The organism is Staphylococcus sp. GDY8P198P (assembly GCF_017891615.1).
Lineage (GTDB): Bacteria > Bacillota > Bacilli > Staphylococcales > Staphylococcaceae > Staphylococcus > Staphylococcus cohnii.
The window spans coordinates 252858-271586 of the sequence record NZ_JAESJQ010000007.1; the positions used below are offsets into that span (position 1 = coordinate 252858).

Below are 18729 nucleotides of genomic sequence, written 5' to 3' on the forward strand. Positions count from 1 at the left end.
TTATACCCCCGTCAAATGAATTGGTTCTTCACTTTTAACAATTTCACCAATTCTATATGCATTTACTTGTGCTTCTTTTAGTGTGTTTAATACTTTAGCTTCATCATTAGCATCAACAACTATGGTAAAACCAATGCCCATATTGAATACATTGTACATTTCTTTGGTTGAAATGCTGCCTTGCTTTTGTAACCATTCAAATATTTTTGGTGTTGGAAATTGTGTTACATCAATTGTTGCACCCACGCCTTCAGGCAGCACTCTTGGAATATTTTCAATAAATCCGCCGCCAGTGATATGTGTCATCGCATGTATATGTACGTGTTCTTTTACAGCTAATACAGGCTTGACATATAATCGAGTAGGTTCTAAAAAGATATCCAAAAATGTGTGATTTTGATCAAATTTATTTTGTAGATCAATACCTGATTTTTTTATTAAATTTCTCACTAAGCTATAACCGTTGGAATGTATACCACTTGATTCAAGTCCTATAATTACATCACCTGATTTTACGGCAGAGCCATCTATATATGCTTCTTTTTCAACTGCTCCTACAGCGAATCCAGCCAAATCATATTCACCTTCATGATACATCTCACCCATTTCAGCTGTTTCACCACCTATAAGTGCTGTATTCGTAGCTTCACAACCGTCACTAACCCCTTTGACAATCTGTTCAATAACTTCTGGAACTACTTTGTTAGTAGCAATATAATCTAAGAAATATAATGGTTCTGCACCAGTTGTTAAAATATCATTGACACACATCGCTACTGCATCAATACCTATCGTATCGTGTTTGTTGTTATCAATCGCTAACTTTAATTTAGTGCCAACGCCATCTGTACCAGATACGAGCAATGGTGCTTTCATATTTAACTGTGATAAATCAAATGTTGCACCAAATCCTCCTAATCCACCTAAAACTTCTTTACGCATTGTTCGTTGAACATGGCTTGACATACGTTCAACCGCTTCGTAACCTGCACTAATATCAACGCCTGCTTGTTGGTATGCTTTAGACATTTAAATTACCCTCTCTATCAAAGTATTGTTTATGATTTGCTAAATATTCTTTTTGACGTTCGCTTAAATGTTCAAAATAATCTTTTTCATAATCATAAAGACCAGCAGGATAATCACCTGTAAAACTTTCTACACATAACCCTTTATATGGTGCATCTACTTCAAGGCCAATTGAATCTATCAAACCAGCTACAGTTAGATAGGCCAAAGAATCAGAGCCAATATGTTCGCTGATTTCTGAAGGTGATTTATTCGCTGATATTAGTTCAGCAGTTGTAGAAACATCTATGCCATAAAAGCTTGGAAACATAAATTCTGGAGAGGCAATACGTACATGCACTTCATTAGCTCCAGCATCTTTTAGCATTTGGACAATGCGTTTGCTTGTCGTTCCTCTAACAATAGAATCATCCACTAAGACGATATTTTTGCTTTGTACGATATCTTTTACTGCCGATAATTTGACCCTTACACCTTGCTCTCGTAATTCTTGTGTCGGTTGAATAAATGTACGTGCTACATATTGGTTTTTGACCAAGCCCATTTCATATGGCAAACCACTTTGTTCAGCATAACCAGATGCTGCTGAAAGTGATGAATTAGGTACGCCAATAACCATATCCGCATTATCAACAGGACTTTCTAATGCTAATTGTTTACCAGATTGTTTACGAATAGCATGAACATTTTTTCCTGCAATAGTAGAATCTGGTCTAGCAAAATAAATGTACTCCATAGCTGATATTGCTGTATTCGTGTGTCTCGTATAAGATTCTATTCGAATTCCTTCATCATTGATAACCACATATTCACCTGCATGAATGTCTCTAACGAACTTTGCACCTAAAACATCTACGGCACAAGTTTCACTTGCAATGATATAGGCACCTGTTTTCATTTTTCCTACAACTAATGGTCTAATTGCATTTGGATCAACAGCACCATATAACGCATCCTTTGTTAATAGTGCAAATGTAAAACCACCTTTTATTTTACGTAAACTTTCCTGTAATGCTTCCTCAAAGGTTGGTGCTTTACTTTTACGAATTAAATGCATAATTACTTCTGTATCTGAAGAAGAATGAAAAATAGAACCTTGATGCTCTAAAGACTTTCTTAAACTTTGTGCATTAATAAGATTTCCGTTATGACAAACTGCAACGCTCATATCATAAAAATGGTACAAAAATGGTTGTATATTTTCTATACCTTTATTGCCTGACGTAGCATATCGTACATGACCAATCGCATGTTGATAAGATTTAAATGCTTCCAACTGAGTATCTGTAATAGCTTCAGTCAAAAGACCAAGTCCTCTTTCTCCAGTAAGTTTTTGGCCGTCAGAACACACCATACCTGCGCCTTCTTGACCTCTATGTTGTAAACTGTGTAACCCCATATACGTCAATTGTGCTGCCTCGTGATGATTCCAAATACCAAAAACGCCACACTCTTCATTTAATCCGTTGTAGTCATACATTTAGGAATTGCTCCTTCCCACTGTTCATTCAATTGTTTCACATCACGTGAAATTATAGTGTCGCCATTTGAAACTACAAATTTTTCATTTTCTGTTAATGTACCAACTTGAATGGCATCTGCTATTTCTAAAGGTTGATCGCCTTTTACAGCCACAATATAACGCCCTTGTGTTTCGCTGAATAATTGCTCATGCTTAAGATTTAAAGTTACATCTAAGCCCATTTGATAATGTGCACTAATACGAGCTAATGTCATTAACAGTCCACCTTTACCAACTGTTTGGACGTGAGAAGCAATGCCACTACGGATTGCTTTTTTAATTGACTCCCCTCTTTTGACTTCATTTGATAAATCAATGGTTTCAACCTCGTGATTCACTTTACCGTAAAGTAATTTTTCAATTTGGCTCCCACCAAAATCGCTATGTGTATCGCCTACAATATAAAGCGTATCACCTGCTTTGGGCGTGAAATCATTGAAATAATCAATTTCTTCAATCAAACCAACCATGCCTACAACGGGTGTAGGGAATATTGAAGTCTCTTTTGTTTCGTTATACAGAGAAACATTACCCGAAACTACTGGCGTCTTTAATATTTCACAAGCTTCTGCCATACCTTTCGTAGAATCTGCTAATTGTTGATAAATTTCTTTTTTCTCTGGTGATCCATAGTTCAAACAATCAGTCATCGCTAAAGGCGTAGCACCAACAGAGATCAAATTACGGTATGCTTCTGCTACTACCATCTTTCCACCTTCATATGGATTATTAAAGACAAATCGTGCTTCACCATCTATCGTAGAAGCAATTGCTTTATTTGAACCTTCGACACGAACAACGGAAGATTGTAATCCTGGTTTGACAATAGTATTCGCACCAACTTGTTGATCATACTGTTCATATAAATAGCGTTTGGAAGCAATTGTTGGATGAACAAGTAAACGATTAAATATATCTTCAACATCAATATCACTATAGTCATTTTGTGGTTCATTATATAGCGGTGTTTCACCTTCAAGTATATATACAGGCGCTTCATCAGATAATGGCTGTACTGGTATATCAGCGAAAATTTCATCTTCATATGTAAGGACAAAACGATTTGTATCTGTAACTTCACCGATAACTGCACTATCCAATTCGTGTTTATCAAATAAATTCAAAAATTTAGCTTCAGATCCTTTTTCTACTACTAATAGCATACGTTCTTGGGTTTCAGAGAGCATCATTTCATAAGGAGAAATACCTTTTTCTCTTGTTGGTACTTTTTCTAATTGTAGATGTAAGCCACTGCCACCTTTAGCAGCCATTTCTGACGAGGATGATGTTAGACCAGCAGCTCCCATATCTTGGATGCCAACAAGTTCATCAAACGTAATTGCTTCTAACGTCGCTTCCATAAGTTTTTTACCTACAAATGGGTCACCAATTTGTACTGATGGACGTTTACTTTCACTATCTTCGCTTAGTTCTTCTGAAGCAAAAGTAGCGCCATGAATACCATCACGACCTGTTTTCAACCCTACATATATAACCGAATTACCCGAACCTTTAGCAGTACCTTTTTGAATTTTATCGTGATCAATAATACCCACACACATTGCATTCACCAGTGGATTGCCATCATATCTATCATCAAACTCTATCTCACCCGCTGTAGTTGGAATTCCAATACAATTACCATAGCCACCAATACCGGCTACTACACCACGTAATAAACGACGATTTTGTTTTTCTGTCAATTCACCAAAGCGTAAACTATTCAATAAATTTATCGGTCTAGCACCAATGGAAACAATATCTCGTATAATGCCTCCGACACCTGTTGCCGCACCTTGATAAGGTTCAACAGCTGAAGGATGATTATGTGATTCAACTTTAAATACCACTGCTTGATTGTCACCAATATCTACCACACCCGCACCTTCACCAGGCCCCATCAATACATGTTCGCCTGAAGTTGGAAACTGAGTTAAAAATGGTTTTGAATGCTTATAAGAACAATGTTCACTCCACATTACAGAGAAAATGCCAATTTCAGTAAAATTGGGTTCACGACCTAGAATTTCACATACTTTATCGTATTCTGACTCTGATAATCCCATATCTTTATATAGTTTTTCTAATTTGATTTCTTCCACACTTGGTTCAATAAACTTAGACATTTTGTTCCCTCCAACTATTTACCATTGCTTCAAATAATTTAACGCCACTATCAGTTCCTAATAAAGAGTCCATTGCGCGTTCGGGGTGCGGCATCATGCCACAAACATTTCCATTTTCATTGACAATACCTGCAATATCATTGTACGAACCATTGGGATTATCCTTATACTTTAAAATGATTTGATTGTTTTCTGTTAATCTGTCATACATTTCTGATGTACAATAGTAATGACCTTCACCATGCGCTACAGGATATATTACTGTTTCATTTTCTTCATATAATTTGGTATAGGGCGTTTGGTTATTTACAACTTTTAATAGCTCATTTCGGCTTACAAATAAATGTGAATCATTATGCAATAAAGCGCCTGGAAGCAAACCTATCTCAGTAAGAATTTGAAATCCGTTACAAACACCTAATACTGGTTTCCCTTCATTCGCGAAACGTTTAACTTCTTCAGTGATAGGTGCAACACTTGCCATCGCACCTGAACGTAAGTAGTCACCAAATGAGAACCCACCGGGTATTAACACACCATCAAAACCTTCTAATGATGTATTTCTATAGTCCACATATTCTGCTTCTACACCGGATTTCAATGCTGCATTATACATGTCCCTATCACAATTAGATCCTGGGAATTTTAGCACTGCAAATTTCATTATGCTTTCTCCCCTTCTTCCAATACTTTATAGCTATATTCTTCAATAACTGTATTTGCAAAAAGTTTTTCGCTTAAAGTAGTAACGACATTGTGAACTGCAGCATCAGTAGCTTCATCAACTGTCATGTACAATAATTTACCAACACGTATATCATTAACTTGTGTGTATCCTAGATCATGTACTGCGCGATTTAAAGCTTGTCCTTGTGTATCTAATACTTGTGGTTGTAATGTGATATGCAATTCAATTGTTTTCATTTTATAGTTCCTCCAATTTATTAAGAAAAGTTTGATAAGTTTCTATGATTGAACCCGTTTCTTCACGATAAACATCTTTATCAAAATTTGTATCACTATATTTATCCCAAATACGACATGTATCGGGTGAAATTTCATCTGCTAATAGAATTTGACCATCCTTGCTGCGCCCAAATTCTATTTTGAAATCTACAAGTCGTAAATCCATACCATCCATTAATTCAATTAACACTGCATTAATTGTTTTTGCTGCCTCTTTTAACTTTTCAATTTCTTCTTTACTAGCTAAATGTAATAACTGTATGTGATCTTCAGTAATTAAAGGATCATTTAAATCATCGTTTTTATAGAAGAATTCAACTAAAGGATTTTCAAACGTATGTCCTTTATCAAAGCCTAATCTCTTTGTTATAGAACCCGCAGCGATGTTTCTCACTACGACTTCTAATGGTATAATTTCCACAGATTTCACGAGTTGTTCAGTTTCTGATAGTTGCTCGATAAAGTGACTATCAATATCACGTTCTTGAATAAAACTAAAAATTCTAGAAGTAATTTGATTATTTAAACGACCTTTACCTTCTATAAAATCTTTTTTCGCTCCATTGCCGGCTGTGACTTCATCCTTATATTCAATTCGAAGCACATCCGATTGCGCCGTAGAAAAAATTCTTTTTGCTTTTCCTTCATATAACAAAGACATTAGCTATGTCTCCCTTCAAAATGATTTAGTAAAGTTTGTTCTGTTTGTTCTACATGATTTGTCAGCATAGTAAGGTGACCCATTTTTCGGTCAGGCTTGCGGCTTATTTTGCCATAAATATGTACATGCCATTCAGGATGAACATCGAATTTATGTTCCAATAAATCTAAATCTCTTCCTAATAAATTCATCATTACACTAGGTTTTAATAATTCAATTTTTTCTGGTAACCGGTGACCAGTAACTGCTAATATATGTGTATCAAATTGCGAATAATCGCATGCTTCTATTGAATAATGTCCAGAATTATGAGGTCTAGGTGCAATTTCGTTCACAAACAATTGATTGCTTGTATCGATGAAAAACTCCACCGTGAACGTACCCACAAAATGAATATGTTTGATAATTTTCTCAACTTCTTTTCGTGCCATTTGTTCAATTTGTGGTTGTACACGAGCAGGTACAACTGTCTTAAATAATATTTGGTTTTGATGTTCATTCTCTTGTAATGGAAAATACGTGATTTGATTATCGTTACCGATGGTTACTGTTAAAGAAACTTCTTTTTGTAGTTCTAAAAATTTTTCAGCAACACATTCTTGTTTATTAATTAATGTTTTAGCATTATCCAAATCTGCTTCATTTGTAATAAGCGCTTGCCCTTTTCCGTCGTATCCACCAAATCTTGTTTTTACCATAAACGGAAAACCAATATTTTCTACAGCTTGAGATAAACTGTCTGCATCGGATAACTTCATAAATGGTGCTACTTGAGTTCCGGCATTTTGCAATGTTTGTTTTTCAATCAATCTATCTTGTAATAGTTGTATAGCTTGATAACCTTGAGGAATATTATATTGGGAAACTAATGTTTGTAATTGATTCGCAGAAATATTTTCAAATTCATATGTGATAACGTCGGATAATTCACCTAGTTGAACAAGCGATTGTTCGTCATCATAGTTTGCATTTATAAACTGATGTGCTACATGTTGGCATGGACAATTTTCATCGGGATCTAACACAATAACTTTAAAACCCATTTTCTGAGCAGATTGTGCCATCATTTTACCTAATTGCCCACCACCAATAATTCCAATCGTTGATCCAAATGATAGTTTATTGAAGTTCATGTTGCATCTCACTCACTTTCTCAACCAATGATTTTTCATAATTTTCCAAATTCTTTTGGACTACTTTATTACCAATGCTGAGCATTCTGGCAGCAAGTATTCCCGCATTTTTTGCCCCAGATTTCCCTATAGCTGTTGTAGCCACAGGAATACCACCTGGCATTTGGACAATAGATAGGAGAGAGTCTAACCCTTTTAAGCTTTTAGATTCTATAGGTACACCAATTACTGGTAACGTCGTCATCGAGGCAACCATACCTGGTAAGTGTGCTGCACCACCAGCACCAGCAATAATGACATCATAGCCATCATCTCTGGCTCCTTTAGCAAATTCATACATTAATTGAGGCGTACGATGTGCAGAAACAACTTTCTTTTCATACGGTATATCTAGTTGCTCTAACATTTGACAACTTTCTTTCATAGTCTCCCAATCGGAAGAACTACCCATTATGACTACCACTTTCAAAATGAACACCCTTTCAGAAATTTGAAATGTTATGACTATTAGATGTATATTACAGATATAGCATAACAACTAAAAATCGCTTTTTCAATCAAAAATCGAACTTTAACACAAAAAAATCATTAAATTTTCGTCTTTTGGTTGAAAAACATGATGGTAATTATGTTAAAGTTAAGTAAAGTTCATACATTGGAGGAGGATTTTTTCATGGTCGCAAAAATTTTAGACGGTAAACAAATCGCAAAGGATTATAGACAAGGTCTAAAAGATCAAGTCGAGGCTTTACAAACTAAGGGTTACACACCAAAATTATCAGTAATATTAGTAGGTAACGATGGTGCAAGTAAAAGTTATGTGAATTCAAAAAAGAAAGCTGCAGAAAAAATCGGTATGATTTCTGAAATCGTACATTTAGATGAAAGTGCTAGTGAAGATAAAGTATTAAGCGAACTTCAACGCTTAAATGAAGATGATAGTGTGAGTGGTATATTAGTTCAAGTTCCGCTACCAGATCAAGTAAGTGAACAAAAAGTATTAGAATCGATTAATCCTGCTAAAGATGTTGATGGATTTCATCCTGAAAATATAGGTAAATTATATATTGACCAACAAACATTTGTACCTTGTACACCACTTGGTATCATGGAGTTACTAAATCATGCTGACATTGATTTAGAAGGTAAAGATGCTGTTGTTATAGGTAGAAGTCATATTGTAGGTCAACCAGTTTCAAAACTATTATTACAAAAAAACGCTTCAGTTACGATTTTGCATTCAAGAACTAAAGATATGCATCAACATTTAAAAAATGCTGACATTATCGTTAGTGCTGTCGGACGTCCTGGTCTTGTTACTAAAGATGATGTTAAAGAAGGCGCAGTTGTAATTGATGTAGGTAATACACCTGACGAAAACGGCAAATTAAAAGGTGATATTGCCTATGATGAAGTTAAAGAAATTGCTGGAGCTATTACACCTGTGCCTGGTGGTGTAGGCCCAATGACAATTACAATGGTATTAAACAATACACTTATGGCAGAAAAAATGCGTAGAGGCATCGAATAACACTATTGTTTTAAGAAACATATTTCAAAAACTGAACAAAGTTGAGATACCTTATCTTTAACTACTAATAAATAAACGTCAATTTCTAGATTGTTACAATAGAAGTTGACGTTTATTTTTTATGTAATGCTGCAACGCTTTTACTCATTGACCAATATGCCTTGTATCATTTAAAGATTGTTTTAACCTTAATTAATCCTTTCAAATCACTTAGTTTAATTGTAAAAGATGCCTATTATTTCAATGAGATTTCTGCCCCACCACATATCTGCTTTTAAATTATGTTCTAAAATAATCCATCCATTTTAAAACAAACATTAATGACGTTTTCTTCGAATATCACTCAATTTTGTTTAATTGCTATTATGTTAATCAAAAAATATTACAATTAACTGAATTTTTTCAAAAAATTATCACTCAATTTACACTATTGCGTTATATTAAGACTATAGTACGATGTAATTTCATTCAAAATAACATATAGTGTATTTAAGATAAAAAATAAATGACGCTCATACGGAGGTTTACGTTATGAATAAATTAATGCAGTCATTATCAGCACTCGGTGTATCTGCAACACTTGTTTCACCTAATTTAAGTGCAGAAGCTACAGAAAATTCTATACCTGAATTAAAAGGAACAAACGATGTAATCATTGATAAAGGAAATAACTATAATTTATTAAATGGTGTACGTGCCTATGACAAAGAAGATGGTGACTTGACGCACAAAATTTCAGTAAATGGAAATATTAATACAGAAAAAGAAGGAAAATATAAAGTTGAATATACTGTAGAAGATTCAGAAGGTGCAATGAATAAATCAGTAAGATATATCGAAGTAAAATAATTTATGAATACATATGTCACTATGAAATTTACATCAAATCATTAATATTTGGTGTGAATTTATCCTATCGTCTAAAATATGACACTTTTCACAAAATGTACACATAATTTTAACAAATCTTTGAAAGCCCGTCAGACGTTGAGTTTGTTGGGTTTCTTTTAATTTTACAATAATTTTTTTTACACAAACACTTGTAAATATTGCGTAATATCTTAAACTTGATGGTAAGCCCTACAATTGTAGTATTAGGAGGTCAAAAAAGTGTCAAAATTTAAGTCTTTGCTTCTACTCTTTGGCTCACTAATTATACTTAGTGGTTGTTCAAATGTAGAAGTTTTAAACCCAAAAGGGCCGGTAGCAAGTGACTCGAAGTTCTTGATTATGTATTCAATCATCTTCATGCTTGTTATTATTGCCGCCGTACTTATCATGTTTACTCTGTTTCTATTTAAATATAGATTACACAAAACAGAAGAAGCAGGTAAGATGCATCACAGTGCTTTAATGGAAACAATTTGGTTTATCATTCCGGTGATCATCGTTATCGCTTTAGCTATCCCTACAGTAAAATCACTTTACATGTACGAAGCTAAACCAGATAAACAAGACGATCCACTTGTTGTTTATGCGACAAGCGCTGGTTATAAGTGGTTCTTCAGTTATCCTGATGAAAAAATTGAAACTGTTAATCACTTAACAATACCTAAAGATCGCCCTGTTGTCTTCAAACTCCAATCAATGGATATGATGACAAGTTTCTGGATTCCACAATTAGGTGGTCAAAAATATGCGATGACTGGTATGACAATGGATTGGACATTAACGGCTAGTGAAGAAGGTACGTTCCGAGGACGTAACTCAAACTTCAACGGTGAAGGATTCGCTCGCCAAACATTTGATGTTAATTCAGTAAGCCAAAGTAAATTCAAGGATTGGGTAAAAGATGCTCAAAGTCAAAAGGAATTAGATCAAGATACTTTTGATAAACAACTTTTACCAACTACTGAAAATAAAAACTTAACTTTCAGTGGTACGCACATGGCGTTTGTTGATCCAGCAGCTGATCCTGAGTATATTTTCCATGCTTATGATCGTTTCAATTACGTACAGAAAGATCCTAACTTTAACACACCTAAAGAAATTAAAGAGGACGTATTAGATAAACCTAATAAACCTGCACGTAAACCACAAATCACAAACGCTAACTATGAACGTCATGGTATGAAAGCTATGATTCTAGGCAATAATGAACCATATAATAGTGAATTCAAAGATGAAGAATCACATAATATGGATGAAATGGAAAAAATCTCAGAAGGTGCTAAAGATGAAGAAGCATCTAAAGCTGAGAAAAAAGACCATGAACATGGAGGTGGACATTAATGAGTTTCCCATGGGATCAATTACTCGTTCAAGGTAACTGGATGATTACAATGGCACAAATTGGTGCACCGTTTGCTATCATCGCAGTGATCGCAGTAATTACTTATTTTAAATTGTGGAAATATCTATACAGAGAATGGTTCACATCTATTGACCATAAAAAAATTGGTGCTATGTATTTAATCTGTGCTGTATTAATGTTCGTACGTGGTGGTATTGATGCCCTAATGATGCGTACACAATTAGCAATTCCAGATAATACATTCTTAGAAGGAAACCACTATAATGAAGTCTTTAGTACGCACGGCGTAATAATGATTATCTTTATGGCGATGCCTTTCATTTTTGGTTTATGGAATGTTATTGTACCTCTTCAAATTGGTGCAAGAGACGTTGCATTCCCTGTATTAAATAACGTAAGTTTCTGGTTATTCTTCTCTGGTATGTTGTTATTCAACCTATCATTTATAATCGGAGGCTCACCTGCAGCTGGTTGGACTAACTATGCACCACTTGCAGGGGAATTCAGCCCAGGACCTGGGGTTAACTACTACCTTATCGCGATACAGATTTCTGGTATAGGTACCCTAATGACTGGTATTAACTTCTTTGTAACAATACTTAGATGTAAATCACCTACGATGAAATTTATGGAAATGCCAATGTTCACGGTTACTACTTTCATTACAGCATTAATCGTTATTTTGGCTTTCCCAGTATTGACAGTAGCTTTAGCACTGTTTACAACAGATAGAATCTTCGATACTGCATTCTTTACAGTCGCAAATGGCGGTATGCCAATGTTATGGGCTAACTTCTTCTGGGTATGGGGGCACCCCGAAGTTTATATCGTTATCCTACCGGCATTCGGTATTTATTCAGAAATCATTCCAACATTTGCACGTAAACGTCTGTTTGGTCACCAAAGTATGGTGTGGGCAACAGCAGGAATCGCATTCTTAAGTTTCTTAGTTTGGGTTCACCATTTCTTCACTATGGGTAATGGTGCATTAATTAACTCATTCTTCTCGATTACAACTATGCTGATTGGTATACCAACAGGTGTTAAAATCTTTAACTGGTTGTTTACGCTTTATCAAGGCCGTATCACCTTTGAATCACCTATGTTATTCGCATTAGGTTTCATACCTAACTTCTTAATTGGTGGTGTAACAGGTGTCATGCTTTCTATGGCAGCAGCCGACTATCAGTATCATAATACGTACTTCTTAGTTGCTCACTTCCACTACACATTAGTGGCTGGTGTTGTATTTGCTTGTCTAGGTGCTTTAATTTTCTGGTGGCCTAAGATGACTGGATTTAAATTGAACGAGACATTAAACAAATGGTGTTTCTGGTTATTCATAATCGGATTTAACGTTTGTTTCATACCACAATTCATTCTTGGTTTAGATGGTATGCCTCGTCGTTTATACACTTATATGCCAGAAGATGGATGGTGGATGTTAAACGCAATCTCTACTGTCGGAGCATTAATGATGGCATTAGGCTTTATGTTCTTAGTTGCTAGTATCGTATACAGCTTCTTCAAAGCACCACGTGAAGCTACTGGTGATAACTGGTATGGCTTAGGACGTACATTAGAGTGGTCAACTGCTTCAGCAATGCCACCTAAATACAACTTTGCTGTTACGCCAGATTGGAATGACTACGATACATTTGTGAATATGAAAGAACACGGTAGACACTACTTAGATAATCACAATTATTCTGATATCCATATGCCAAATAATACACCAGTTGGTTTCTGGATGGGAATTTTCTTCACAATCGGAGGATTCTTCCTTGTCTTTGAAACAATACTCCCTGCAGTTATTTGCTTAATAGGTATCTTTGGTACTATGATTTACCGCAGTTTCCAAGTAGACCACGGTTATCATATCCCAGCTTCTGAAGTAGCAGAAACCGAAAAACGTTTACGTGAAGCACGTATAAAAGAAAGGGAGGCTGTAAGTCATGAGTCATGATGCAAACACTATTGATCAACGTTCGCATGAAGGTAATTTAAATAGACTTGGCTTTTGGATATTCCTTACAGCAGAAGTCTCATTATTCGGTACGCTATTCGCAACCCTATTAACGCTTCAACACGGTGGCGACTATGGCGGTAAAATGACAACTGAGATGTTCGAATTACCCCTAGTTTTAATAATGACATTTGCGTTATTAATTAGTTCATATACTTGTGGTATTTCTATTTACTATATGAGACAAGAAAAAGCAAAATTAATGACAATATGGATGGTTATCACTTTACTATTCGGACTTGTGTTCGTAGGCTTTGAAATTTATGAGTTTGCTCACTATGTTTCAGAAGGTGTTAACTTAACTATTGGTTCTTATTGGTCTAGTTTCTTTATTCTATTAGGAACTCACGGTGCCCACGTATCATTAGGTATTGTTTGGATTACATGTTTATTAATTCAAGTTGCAATGCGTGGATTAAATAAAGATAATGCTCCTAAGTTATTTATAGTAAGCTTATACTGGCACTTCTTAGATGTTGTTTGGATCTTCATCTTTACTGCCGTATATATGATAGGGATGGTGTTTAGCGGATGAATACAATTGTAAAACACACAGTCGGTTTTATTGGATCAATCGTATTGACTATTTTAGCAGTATTCGTAACCTTATACACATCAATGGCACTTAATGCTAAGATTACAATCATCTTTGGCTTTGCCTTTATCCAAGCTGCAGTACAATTATTAATGTTCATGCACTTAACTGAAGGTAAAGATGGAAACTTACAAGGATTTAAAGTTATATTTGCGGTTATCATTACTCTAATTACAGTTATTGGTACGTATTGGGTAATGCAAGGTGGACACTCAAGCCACTTATAAACCCAAAAAAGACTTCTCGAAAGAGAAGTCTTTTTTTTATAGTTTTATTTATTAACCTCCCCTATGCTTTCAATCTATAATTTACTTTGTAACATTTCTTTTCACAAAAGATGTAGAATATAATTGATAATGTTATTTTTGCAATAGGAGGATTAGATAAATTATGAAACAACCAATTATTATTGATACAGACCCAGGCATTGATGATGCAGCAGCGATTAGCTTTGCAATAAACCATCCAGAATTTGATTTGAAAATGATTTCTACAGTCAATGGTAACGTTGGTATCGAAAAAACGACTGCTAATGCTTTAAAACTCAAACGTTTCTTTAATAGTGACATACCTGTACATAGAGGTGCTTCACAACCACTATTATCAGATATAGTAGATGCAAGTGATGTACACGGTGAATCAGGAATGGAAGGATATACTTTCCCAGAAATCAATGAAAGTGATCTCGATTCTACTCATGCCGTTGAGGCCATGAGAGACGTTTTAGTCAAAAGTGAAACACCCATCACACTTATCCCCATTGGCCCGTTGACGAATATTGCATTATTATTAATGACTTATCCTGAAGTAAAGACATTTATTAAAGAAATTGTGTTAATGGGCGGCTCAGCAACTCGAGGTAATGTAACACCATTAGCTGAATTTAACATTTATTGTGATCCCGAAGCTGCTCAAATCGTGTTTAATTCTGGTCTGCCCTTAACAATGGTAGGATTAGACGTTGCTAGAAGTTCTAGTTTAACGCATGACACAATCAATGAGCTAAGCTTAATCAACGAAACAGGAAAGATGTTACATCAGTTATTCAAACATTATAGAGGAGACGATTTTGAAAAAGGTATTAATGTATATGATGCCTACACATTGCTTTACCTACTACATCCAGAACATTTTGATGTACAAGAAGCTGATGTGCAAATTGAAACAGATGGCAAATTAACCAAGGGTGCTTCAGTAGTTGATTTCAAATCTCAATTTCCTAATACAACCGTAATAATGTCAGTACAAGCAAATACCTTTAAGCAGATGTTTATTGATGCTTTAAAGTATTGTAAGTAAATTTTAAATACACAAAACGGTTGTAACAAAAATATACGTTTTCAATAAAAAAGAAGTAAGACAGAAATTTAATTTTATTAAAAAGATTTCTCCTTACCACCCCAACAAAGATGACTAGAATTGGTAAAAATATAAAATGATTACCTGAGCTAAAGCTCATGCATAACTCCCACTAACTCAATAATTGAGAAGTGGGCGTTTCTATTTTCAGTTCAGTCATCCGCTAACAATATAATTGTGTCTGAGATGAATCAATGGTGCCCTAGAATCTTTTTGAATCTTGACCGTTTTAATCATGGGTATAAGTTCGAATCTGGACTTTTTCTCACATACGATTATCCAGTCAGCACCTTACAAATCATAAAAATAACTATTTTGTAGATAAACAAAGATATTTTCATCTCTTTAAATTCATAGATAAACTAATTTAATGAGAAATCTTAAATATATGAATTTAACATTAATCTCAGATTCACTCTTAGAAGCATTAATTTTATTGAACATGAAGTTTTTTTATAAAAAGTAAAAAACCGCCAATTTCTATAAAAAACGATAGAAATTGGCGGTTATGTTTTTATAAGAGATATTTATACACCTATCACCTAATTTTTCAATATAGCTGTTTCACTCTGTTATAGTGACCACCTTGATGTAATAACTTAAAGTAAATATGTTTCATTTTATATTCGTTATTAATTTTACTGTTGTCATAATTTGTTGCTAATACAATTACATAATTATCATTAAAATATACTGTGAATATATTACCAAAAAAGATACCATTAATTCTATTTTTATCAGCAAATGAATAAAATCCATATCGATATGGTTTAGGATATTGTGTAGTTAAACTTTCATGAATAAAGGGCATGGTAGTTGTTGAATCAAAAATTCTATTATCTTGCAAATTTAATACTACTTTCCCCATATCATAAGGAGACATATAAATGTTACCTGCCCCATCATATTGATTTAAAATATTAGGTTTTTGACGGATACGTTTTCCAGTTAATTTATCATTTTTATAACCAACAGCCATATATTTTTTGAAATTCACATTATTATATCGCGCTGTATATTCTAAATTATATGGCTTTATTAATCTATCATTTAAATTTTGCGTATAAGATTTATGTGTTACTTCTTCTATAACTTTTGACAATATTAAATAATTAGCATCGTTATATTGATATTTATTATATTCTAAGGGATTGATACCTCTCTGTTGTATTGCATGTGTTGCATCATTTAAATCTTTAAATTTTGGATTAGCTTTATATTTATATAATCCACTTTGATGTAACATCAGTTGTTTTATAGATAGTGGATAATTTGAGTCAAACCATTCTAAATAATGCTTCACAGGCGTCATCATATGAATCTCGTCTTCAATTTCTAACTGTTTTAACATGATGCCTGTCATAAATTTTTGTGCTGAACCTATTAAAAACATCGTATTGGCATTATTTTCTTCATTCTTTTCAAAATCTTGATAACCATAGCCTTTATTCAGTTTGAGTTTACCTCTTTCAAAAAGCGCAATGGTTCCATTAAAATGAGTTTGTTCTAAATACTCATCAATTTTATTAATTTGTGGATGTTTGTGATCAACAACCGTTTTTAACTTTTTTTGTTTTTTCGATGATTGCTTTTCATTTTCTTTGGTCAAAATCTTTGAAGGACTGATATAATCTTTCATTTGTTTATAGTGTCTGTATCCAGTAAATCCTAAAATCAAAAATATGAAAATGATCAAAACAATAAATATTTTAAATTTGTTGGCTTTCATGTTGTTGCCTCTTTGTTGTTATTTTATATGATTGATATATTCATCTTTAAATTGGTTTGTTAAGGCATCAATATCCTCTATATTTAACGAGAAGTACAATTTAATTTTAGGTTCAGTACCAGAAGGTCTCAATGCAATGAAACCTTCATCAAAAATAAAGCGAATTAAATTTGTCTCAGGTAAAGACAAAGCTTCGGTACTACCCTCTGTTACATTTTTAATGGTACCTAGTTGATAATCTTCAATTTGTTTTACTTCAAGACCACAAATTGTTGAAACATCTTCATTTCTAAATTGGTCCATTATTTTAGTGATCTTTTCAATACCTTCTGCACCTTCAAAAGTCGGTGATAAAGTTTTATCTTTATATGCACCGATATGAGCATATATATCATCTATCGTATCTTTAAATGTCATTCCATTATTCGCTAATAAATTTTTATATTTGATTAATAAAGGTACCATTTGGATTGCATCTTTATCTCTCGAAAATGGTTTTGCTAAATAGCCATGACTTTCTTCAAAAGCAATTAGTAATTGTTTATCTTGTTGTGTGCTTTCTTTTTCCAATAAATTTGAAATATATTTAAATCCTGTTAATACATTATTTACTTCAACATCTAATGCTAAAGCTAGTCTTTCCGCAAGTTCACTTGTGACTATAGATTTAATCATGTAAAGTTGCTTACCCTCTTCTACTAAATCTTGAAATCTTAATTTAGTAAGTAATATACCAATTTCATTTCCATTAAAATACCTATATGTTTCGTCATCATAACGTTCAATTAAACCTAATCTATCAGCATCAGGATCAGTTGCTATAATTAATTGTGCATCAGTATCATTTGCCAGCTTAATACCACGTTCGAACACAGCTTCATCTTCAGGATTAGCTATCGCAACAGTTGGAAAATTACCGTCTGGTGTGGATTGCTCTTTTTCAATAACAAAATTATCATAATCTAATTCTGATAATATTGTAGAAGTTAAAGGTAAACTTGTACCATGTAAACTCGTCAGTACTACTTTTGCATCTTTTTCAGGAATGTCCCCCACTAAATCTTTCACTTCACTTTTATAAGCTTCAGTAACTTCATGTGACATATATGTGATTTTTTTATCATTTAGTAATGAATTAAAATTGCCTCCATCAATTTGTAATGGACGTTCAATAGCGTTTATATATTGACTTAAATCTTCTGATTCATCTGGCAATAATTGGCCACCATTTTGATCGTATATTTTAATACCGTTATAGTTTTTAGGATTATGACTGGCAGTGATCATCACACCTGCACTTGATTTTAAATACCTAACCGCAAATGATAATTCTGGTGTAGATTTATAATTTTCTGATAAAATCGTAATAATATTATTTTGAGCTAAAACAGACGCCATTTCTTCTGAAAATGCCTTAGATAATAATCTTGTATCAAAATGGATTACGATAGATGGATTATCATATTTTTCTTTCAAATATTGTGATAAGCCTAATGCTACTTTACGGACTGTAAATGCATTCAATCGACCTGGTCCTAAACCAAAGGTACTACGTATACCAGCAGTGCCAAACGTTAAGTTCCCACTAAACCCTTCTTCTATTTCTTTGTCGGTTTGCGCTTCATAAAATGTTTTTACTAAACTTTCATCTAATTTATCCAACCATTCTGATTTCATGGTTATATCCTCCTTGAAACTCCAATATATTAAACAATTATTCACAAGGTATTATCTCATCGTCGAATTGATTTAATAAATACCAAAAATCGTTTTGAATTTAAAATCTCTGTTTAAAAAT

17 protein-coding genes are annotated in these 18729 nt (G+C 33.8%); 7 read left to right on the plus strand and 10 right to left on the minus strand.

The features are described 5' to 3' along the window. The 8 genes from purM to purE are packed head-to-tail and all read right to left on the minus strand — an operon-like array spanning nucleotide 1 to nucleotide 7906. On the minus strand, nucleotides 1-1029 hold the full coding sequence (purM, locus tag KA824_RS08355) for a phosphoribosylformylglycinamidine cyclo-ligase (protein ID WP_107384859.1): 1029 nt from the start codon (nucleotides 1027-1029) through the stop codon (nucleotides 1-3). Continuing rightward, nucleotides 1022-2509 (minus strand): amidophosphoribosyltransferase, encoded by a 1488-nt coding sequence (gene purF / locus KA824_RS08360; protein WP_181187532.1) that lies wholly within the window; start codon nucleotides 2507-2509, stop codon nucleotides 1022-1024. The genes purM and purF overlap by 8 nt, the downstream gene beginning before the upstream one ends. Next, complete coding sequence (purL, locus tag KA824_RS08365; protein ID WP_107384861.1) at nucleotides 2488-4677, minus strand: phosphoribosylformylglycinamidine synthase subunit PurL; 2190 nt, start codon at nucleotides 4675-4677, stop codon at nucleotides 2488-2490. The genes purF and purL overlap by 22 nt, the downstream gene beginning before the upstream one ends. Then, nucleotides 4670-5341: a phosphoribosylformylglycinamidine synthase I gene (purQ, locus tag KA824_RS08370; RefSeq protein ID WP_107384862.1), complete on the minus strand. Its 672-nt coding sequence runs from the start codon at nucleotides 5339-5341 to the stop codon at nucleotides 4670-4672. Before purQ ends, purL begins: the two co-directional genes overlap by 8 nt. Next, complete coding sequence (gene purS / locus KA824_RS08375) at nucleotides 5341-5601, minus strand: phosphoribosylformylglycinamidine synthase subunit PurS (protein ID WP_019468141.1); 261 nt, start codon at nucleotides 5599-5601, stop codon at nucleotides 5341-5343. The genes purQ and purS overlap by 1 nt, the downstream gene beginning before the upstream one ends. A 1-nt stretch (nucleotide 5602) precedes the next feature. Then, complete coding sequence (purC, locus tag KA824_RS08380) at nucleotides 5603-6304, minus strand: phosphoribosylaminoimidazolesuccinocarboxamide synthase (RefSeq protein ID WP_107384863.1); 702 nt, start codon at nucleotides 6302-6304, stop codon at nucleotides 5603-5605. Further along, nucleotides 6304-7437: a 5-(carboxyamino)imidazole ribonucleotide synthase gene (gene purK / locus KA824_RS08385; protein ID WP_107384864.1), complete on the minus strand. Its 1134-nt coding sequence runs from the start codon at nucleotides 7435-7437 to the stop codon at nucleotides 6304-6306. Before purK ends, purC begins: the two co-directional genes overlap by 1 nt. Next, a complete protein-coding gene (gene purE / locus KA824_RS08390; RefSeq protein WP_107384865.1) occupies nucleotides 7424-7906 on the minus strand; it encodes a 5-(carboxyamino)imidazole ribonucleotide mutase in 483 nt (160 codons plus the stop codon). The genes purK and purE overlap by 14 nt, the downstream gene beginning before the upstream one ends. Before the next feature lie 204 nt (nucleotides 7907-8110). Between purE and folD the strand changes: the two genes are divergently transcribed. The 7 genes from folD (at nucleotide 8111) to rihC (ending at nucleotide 15142) form a co-directional block, all read left to right on the plus strand. Further along, complete coding sequence (gene folD, locus KA824_RS08395; RefSeq protein WP_019468145.1) at nucleotides 8111-8968, plus strand: bifunctional methylenetetrahydrofolate dehydrogenase/methenyltetrahydrofolate cyclohydrolase FolD; 858 nt, start codon at nucleotides 8111-8113, stop codon at nucleotides 8966-8968. 531 nt (nucleotides 8969-9499) lie between these two features. After that, complete coding sequence (locus KA824_RS08400) at nucleotides 9500-9817, plus strand: immunoglobulin-like domain-containing protein (RefSeq protein ID WP_107385241.1); 318 nt, start codon at nucleotides 9500-9502, stop codon at nucleotides 9815-9817. A gap of 261 nt (nucleotides 9818-10078) precedes the next feature. Further along, entirely contained in the window at nucleotides 10079-11200 is a 1122-nt protein-coding gene (gene qoxA, locus KA824_RS08405; protein WP_107385240.1) for a cytochrome aa3 quinol oxidase subunit II, read from the plus strand. Next, nucleotides 11200-13188 (plus strand): cytochrome aa3 quinol oxidase subunit I, encoded by a 1989-nt coding sequence (gene qoxB, locus KA824_RS08410; RefSeq protein ID WP_019468148.1) that lies wholly within the window; start codon nucleotides 11200-11202, stop codon nucleotides 13186-13188. Before qoxA ends, qoxB begins: the two co-directional genes overlap by 1 nt. After that, nucleotides 13178-13783 (plus strand): cytochrome aa3 quinol oxidase subunit III, encoded by a 606-nt coding sequence (qoxC, locus tag KA824_RS08415; RefSeq protein WP_107385238.1) that lies wholly within the window; start codon nucleotides 13178-13180, stop codon nucleotides 13781-13783. Before qoxB ends, qoxC begins: the two co-directional genes overlap by 11 nt. Further along, entirely contained in the window at nucleotides 13780-14070 is a 291-nt protein-coding gene (gene qoxD / locus KA824_RS08420; protein ID WP_107385237.1) for a cytochrome aa3 quinol oxidase subunit IV, read from the plus strand. The genes qoxC and qoxD overlap by 4 nt, the downstream gene beginning before the upstream one ends. Nucleotides 14071-14233: 163 nt before the next feature. Beyond that, a complete protein-coding gene (gene rihC / locus KA824_RS08425) occupies nucleotides 14234-15142 on the plus strand; it encodes a ribonucleoside hydrolase RihC (protein WP_181187533.1) in 909 nt (302 codons plus the stop codon). Between the two features lie 610 nt (nucleotides 15143-15752). Here the strand turns inward: rihC and KA824_RS08430 are convergent. Next, complete coding sequence (locus KA824_RS08430) at nucleotides 15753-16931, minus strand: serine hydrolase domain-containing protein (RefSeq protein ID WP_107385320.1); 1179 nt, start codon at nucleotides 16929-16931, stop codon at nucleotides 15753-15755. Nucleotides 16932-16949: 18 nt separating this feature from the next. After that, the gene (locus KA824_RS08435) at nucleotides 16950-18608 is read right to left on the minus strand and encodes a phospho-sugar mutase (RefSeq protein WP_107385319.1); all 1659 of its coding nucleotides are present in this window, start codon (nucleotides 18606-18608) and stop codon (nucleotides 16950-16952) included. Nucleotides 18609-18729: the final 121 nt, after the last annotated feature.

What these genes read in the sequence shown, in the direction of transcription:
- qoxB (WP_019468148.1), top strand. Translation starts at nt 11,200, where the DNA reads ATGAGTTTCCCATGGGATCAATTACTCGTTCAAGGTAACTGGATGATT.
- purL (WP_107384861.1), bottom strand. Translation starts at nt 4,677, where the DNA reads ATGTCTAAGTTTATTGAACCAAGTGTGGAAGAAATCAAATTAGAAAAA.
- purM (WP_107384859.1), bottom strand. Translation starts at nt 1,029, where the DNA reads ATGTCTAAAGCATACCAACAAGCAGGCGTTGATATTAGTGCAGGTTAC.
- qoxD (WP_107385237.1), top strand. Translation starts at nt 13,780, where the DNA reads ATGAATACAATTGTAAAACACACAGTCGGTTTTATTGGATCAATCGTA.
- purC (WP_107384863.1), bottom strand. Translation starts at nt 6,304, where the DNA reads ATGTCTTTGTTATATGAAGGAAAAGCAAAAAGAATTTTTTCTACGGCG.
- KA824_RS08400 (WP_107385241.1), top strand. Translation starts at nt 9,500, where the DNA reads ATGAATAAATTAATGCAGTCATTATCAGCACTCGGTGTATCTGCAACA.
- rihC (WP_181187533.1), top strand. Translation starts at nt 14,234, where the DNA reads ATGAAACAACCAATTATTATTGATACAGACCCAGGCATTGATGATGCA.
- purQ (WP_107384862.1), bottom strand. Translation starts at nt 5,341, where the DNA reads ATGAAATTTGCAGTGCTAAAATTCCCAGGATCTAATTGTGATAGGGAC.
- purS (WP_019468141.1), bottom strand. Translation starts at nt 5,601, where the DNA reads ATGAAAACAATTGAATTGCATATCACATTACAACCACAAGTATTAGAT.
- purK (WP_107384864.1), bottom strand. Translation starts at nt 7,437, where the DNA reads ATGAACTTCAATAAACTATCATTTGGATCAACGATTGGAATTATTGGT.
- folD (WP_019468145.1), top strand. Translation starts at nt 8,111, where the DNA reads ATGGTCGCAAAAATTTTAGACGGTAAACAAATCGCAAAGGATTATAGA.
- KA824_RS08430 (WP_107385320.1), bottom strand. Translation starts at nt 16,931, where the DNA reads ATGAAAGCCAACAAATTTAAAATATTTATTGTTTTGATCATTTTCATA.
- KA824_RS08435 (WP_107385319.1), bottom strand. Translation starts at nt 18,608, where the DNA reads ATGAAATCAGAATGGTTGGATAAATTAGATGAAAGTTTAGTAAAAACA.
- purF (WP_181187532.1), bottom strand. Translation starts at nt 2,509, where the DNA reads ATGTATGACTACAACGGATTAAATGAAGAGTGTGGCGTTTTTGGTATT.
- qoxC (WP_107385238.1), top strand. Translation starts at nt 13,178, where the DNA reads ATGAGTCATGATGCAAACACTATTGATCAACGTTCGCATGAAGGTAAT.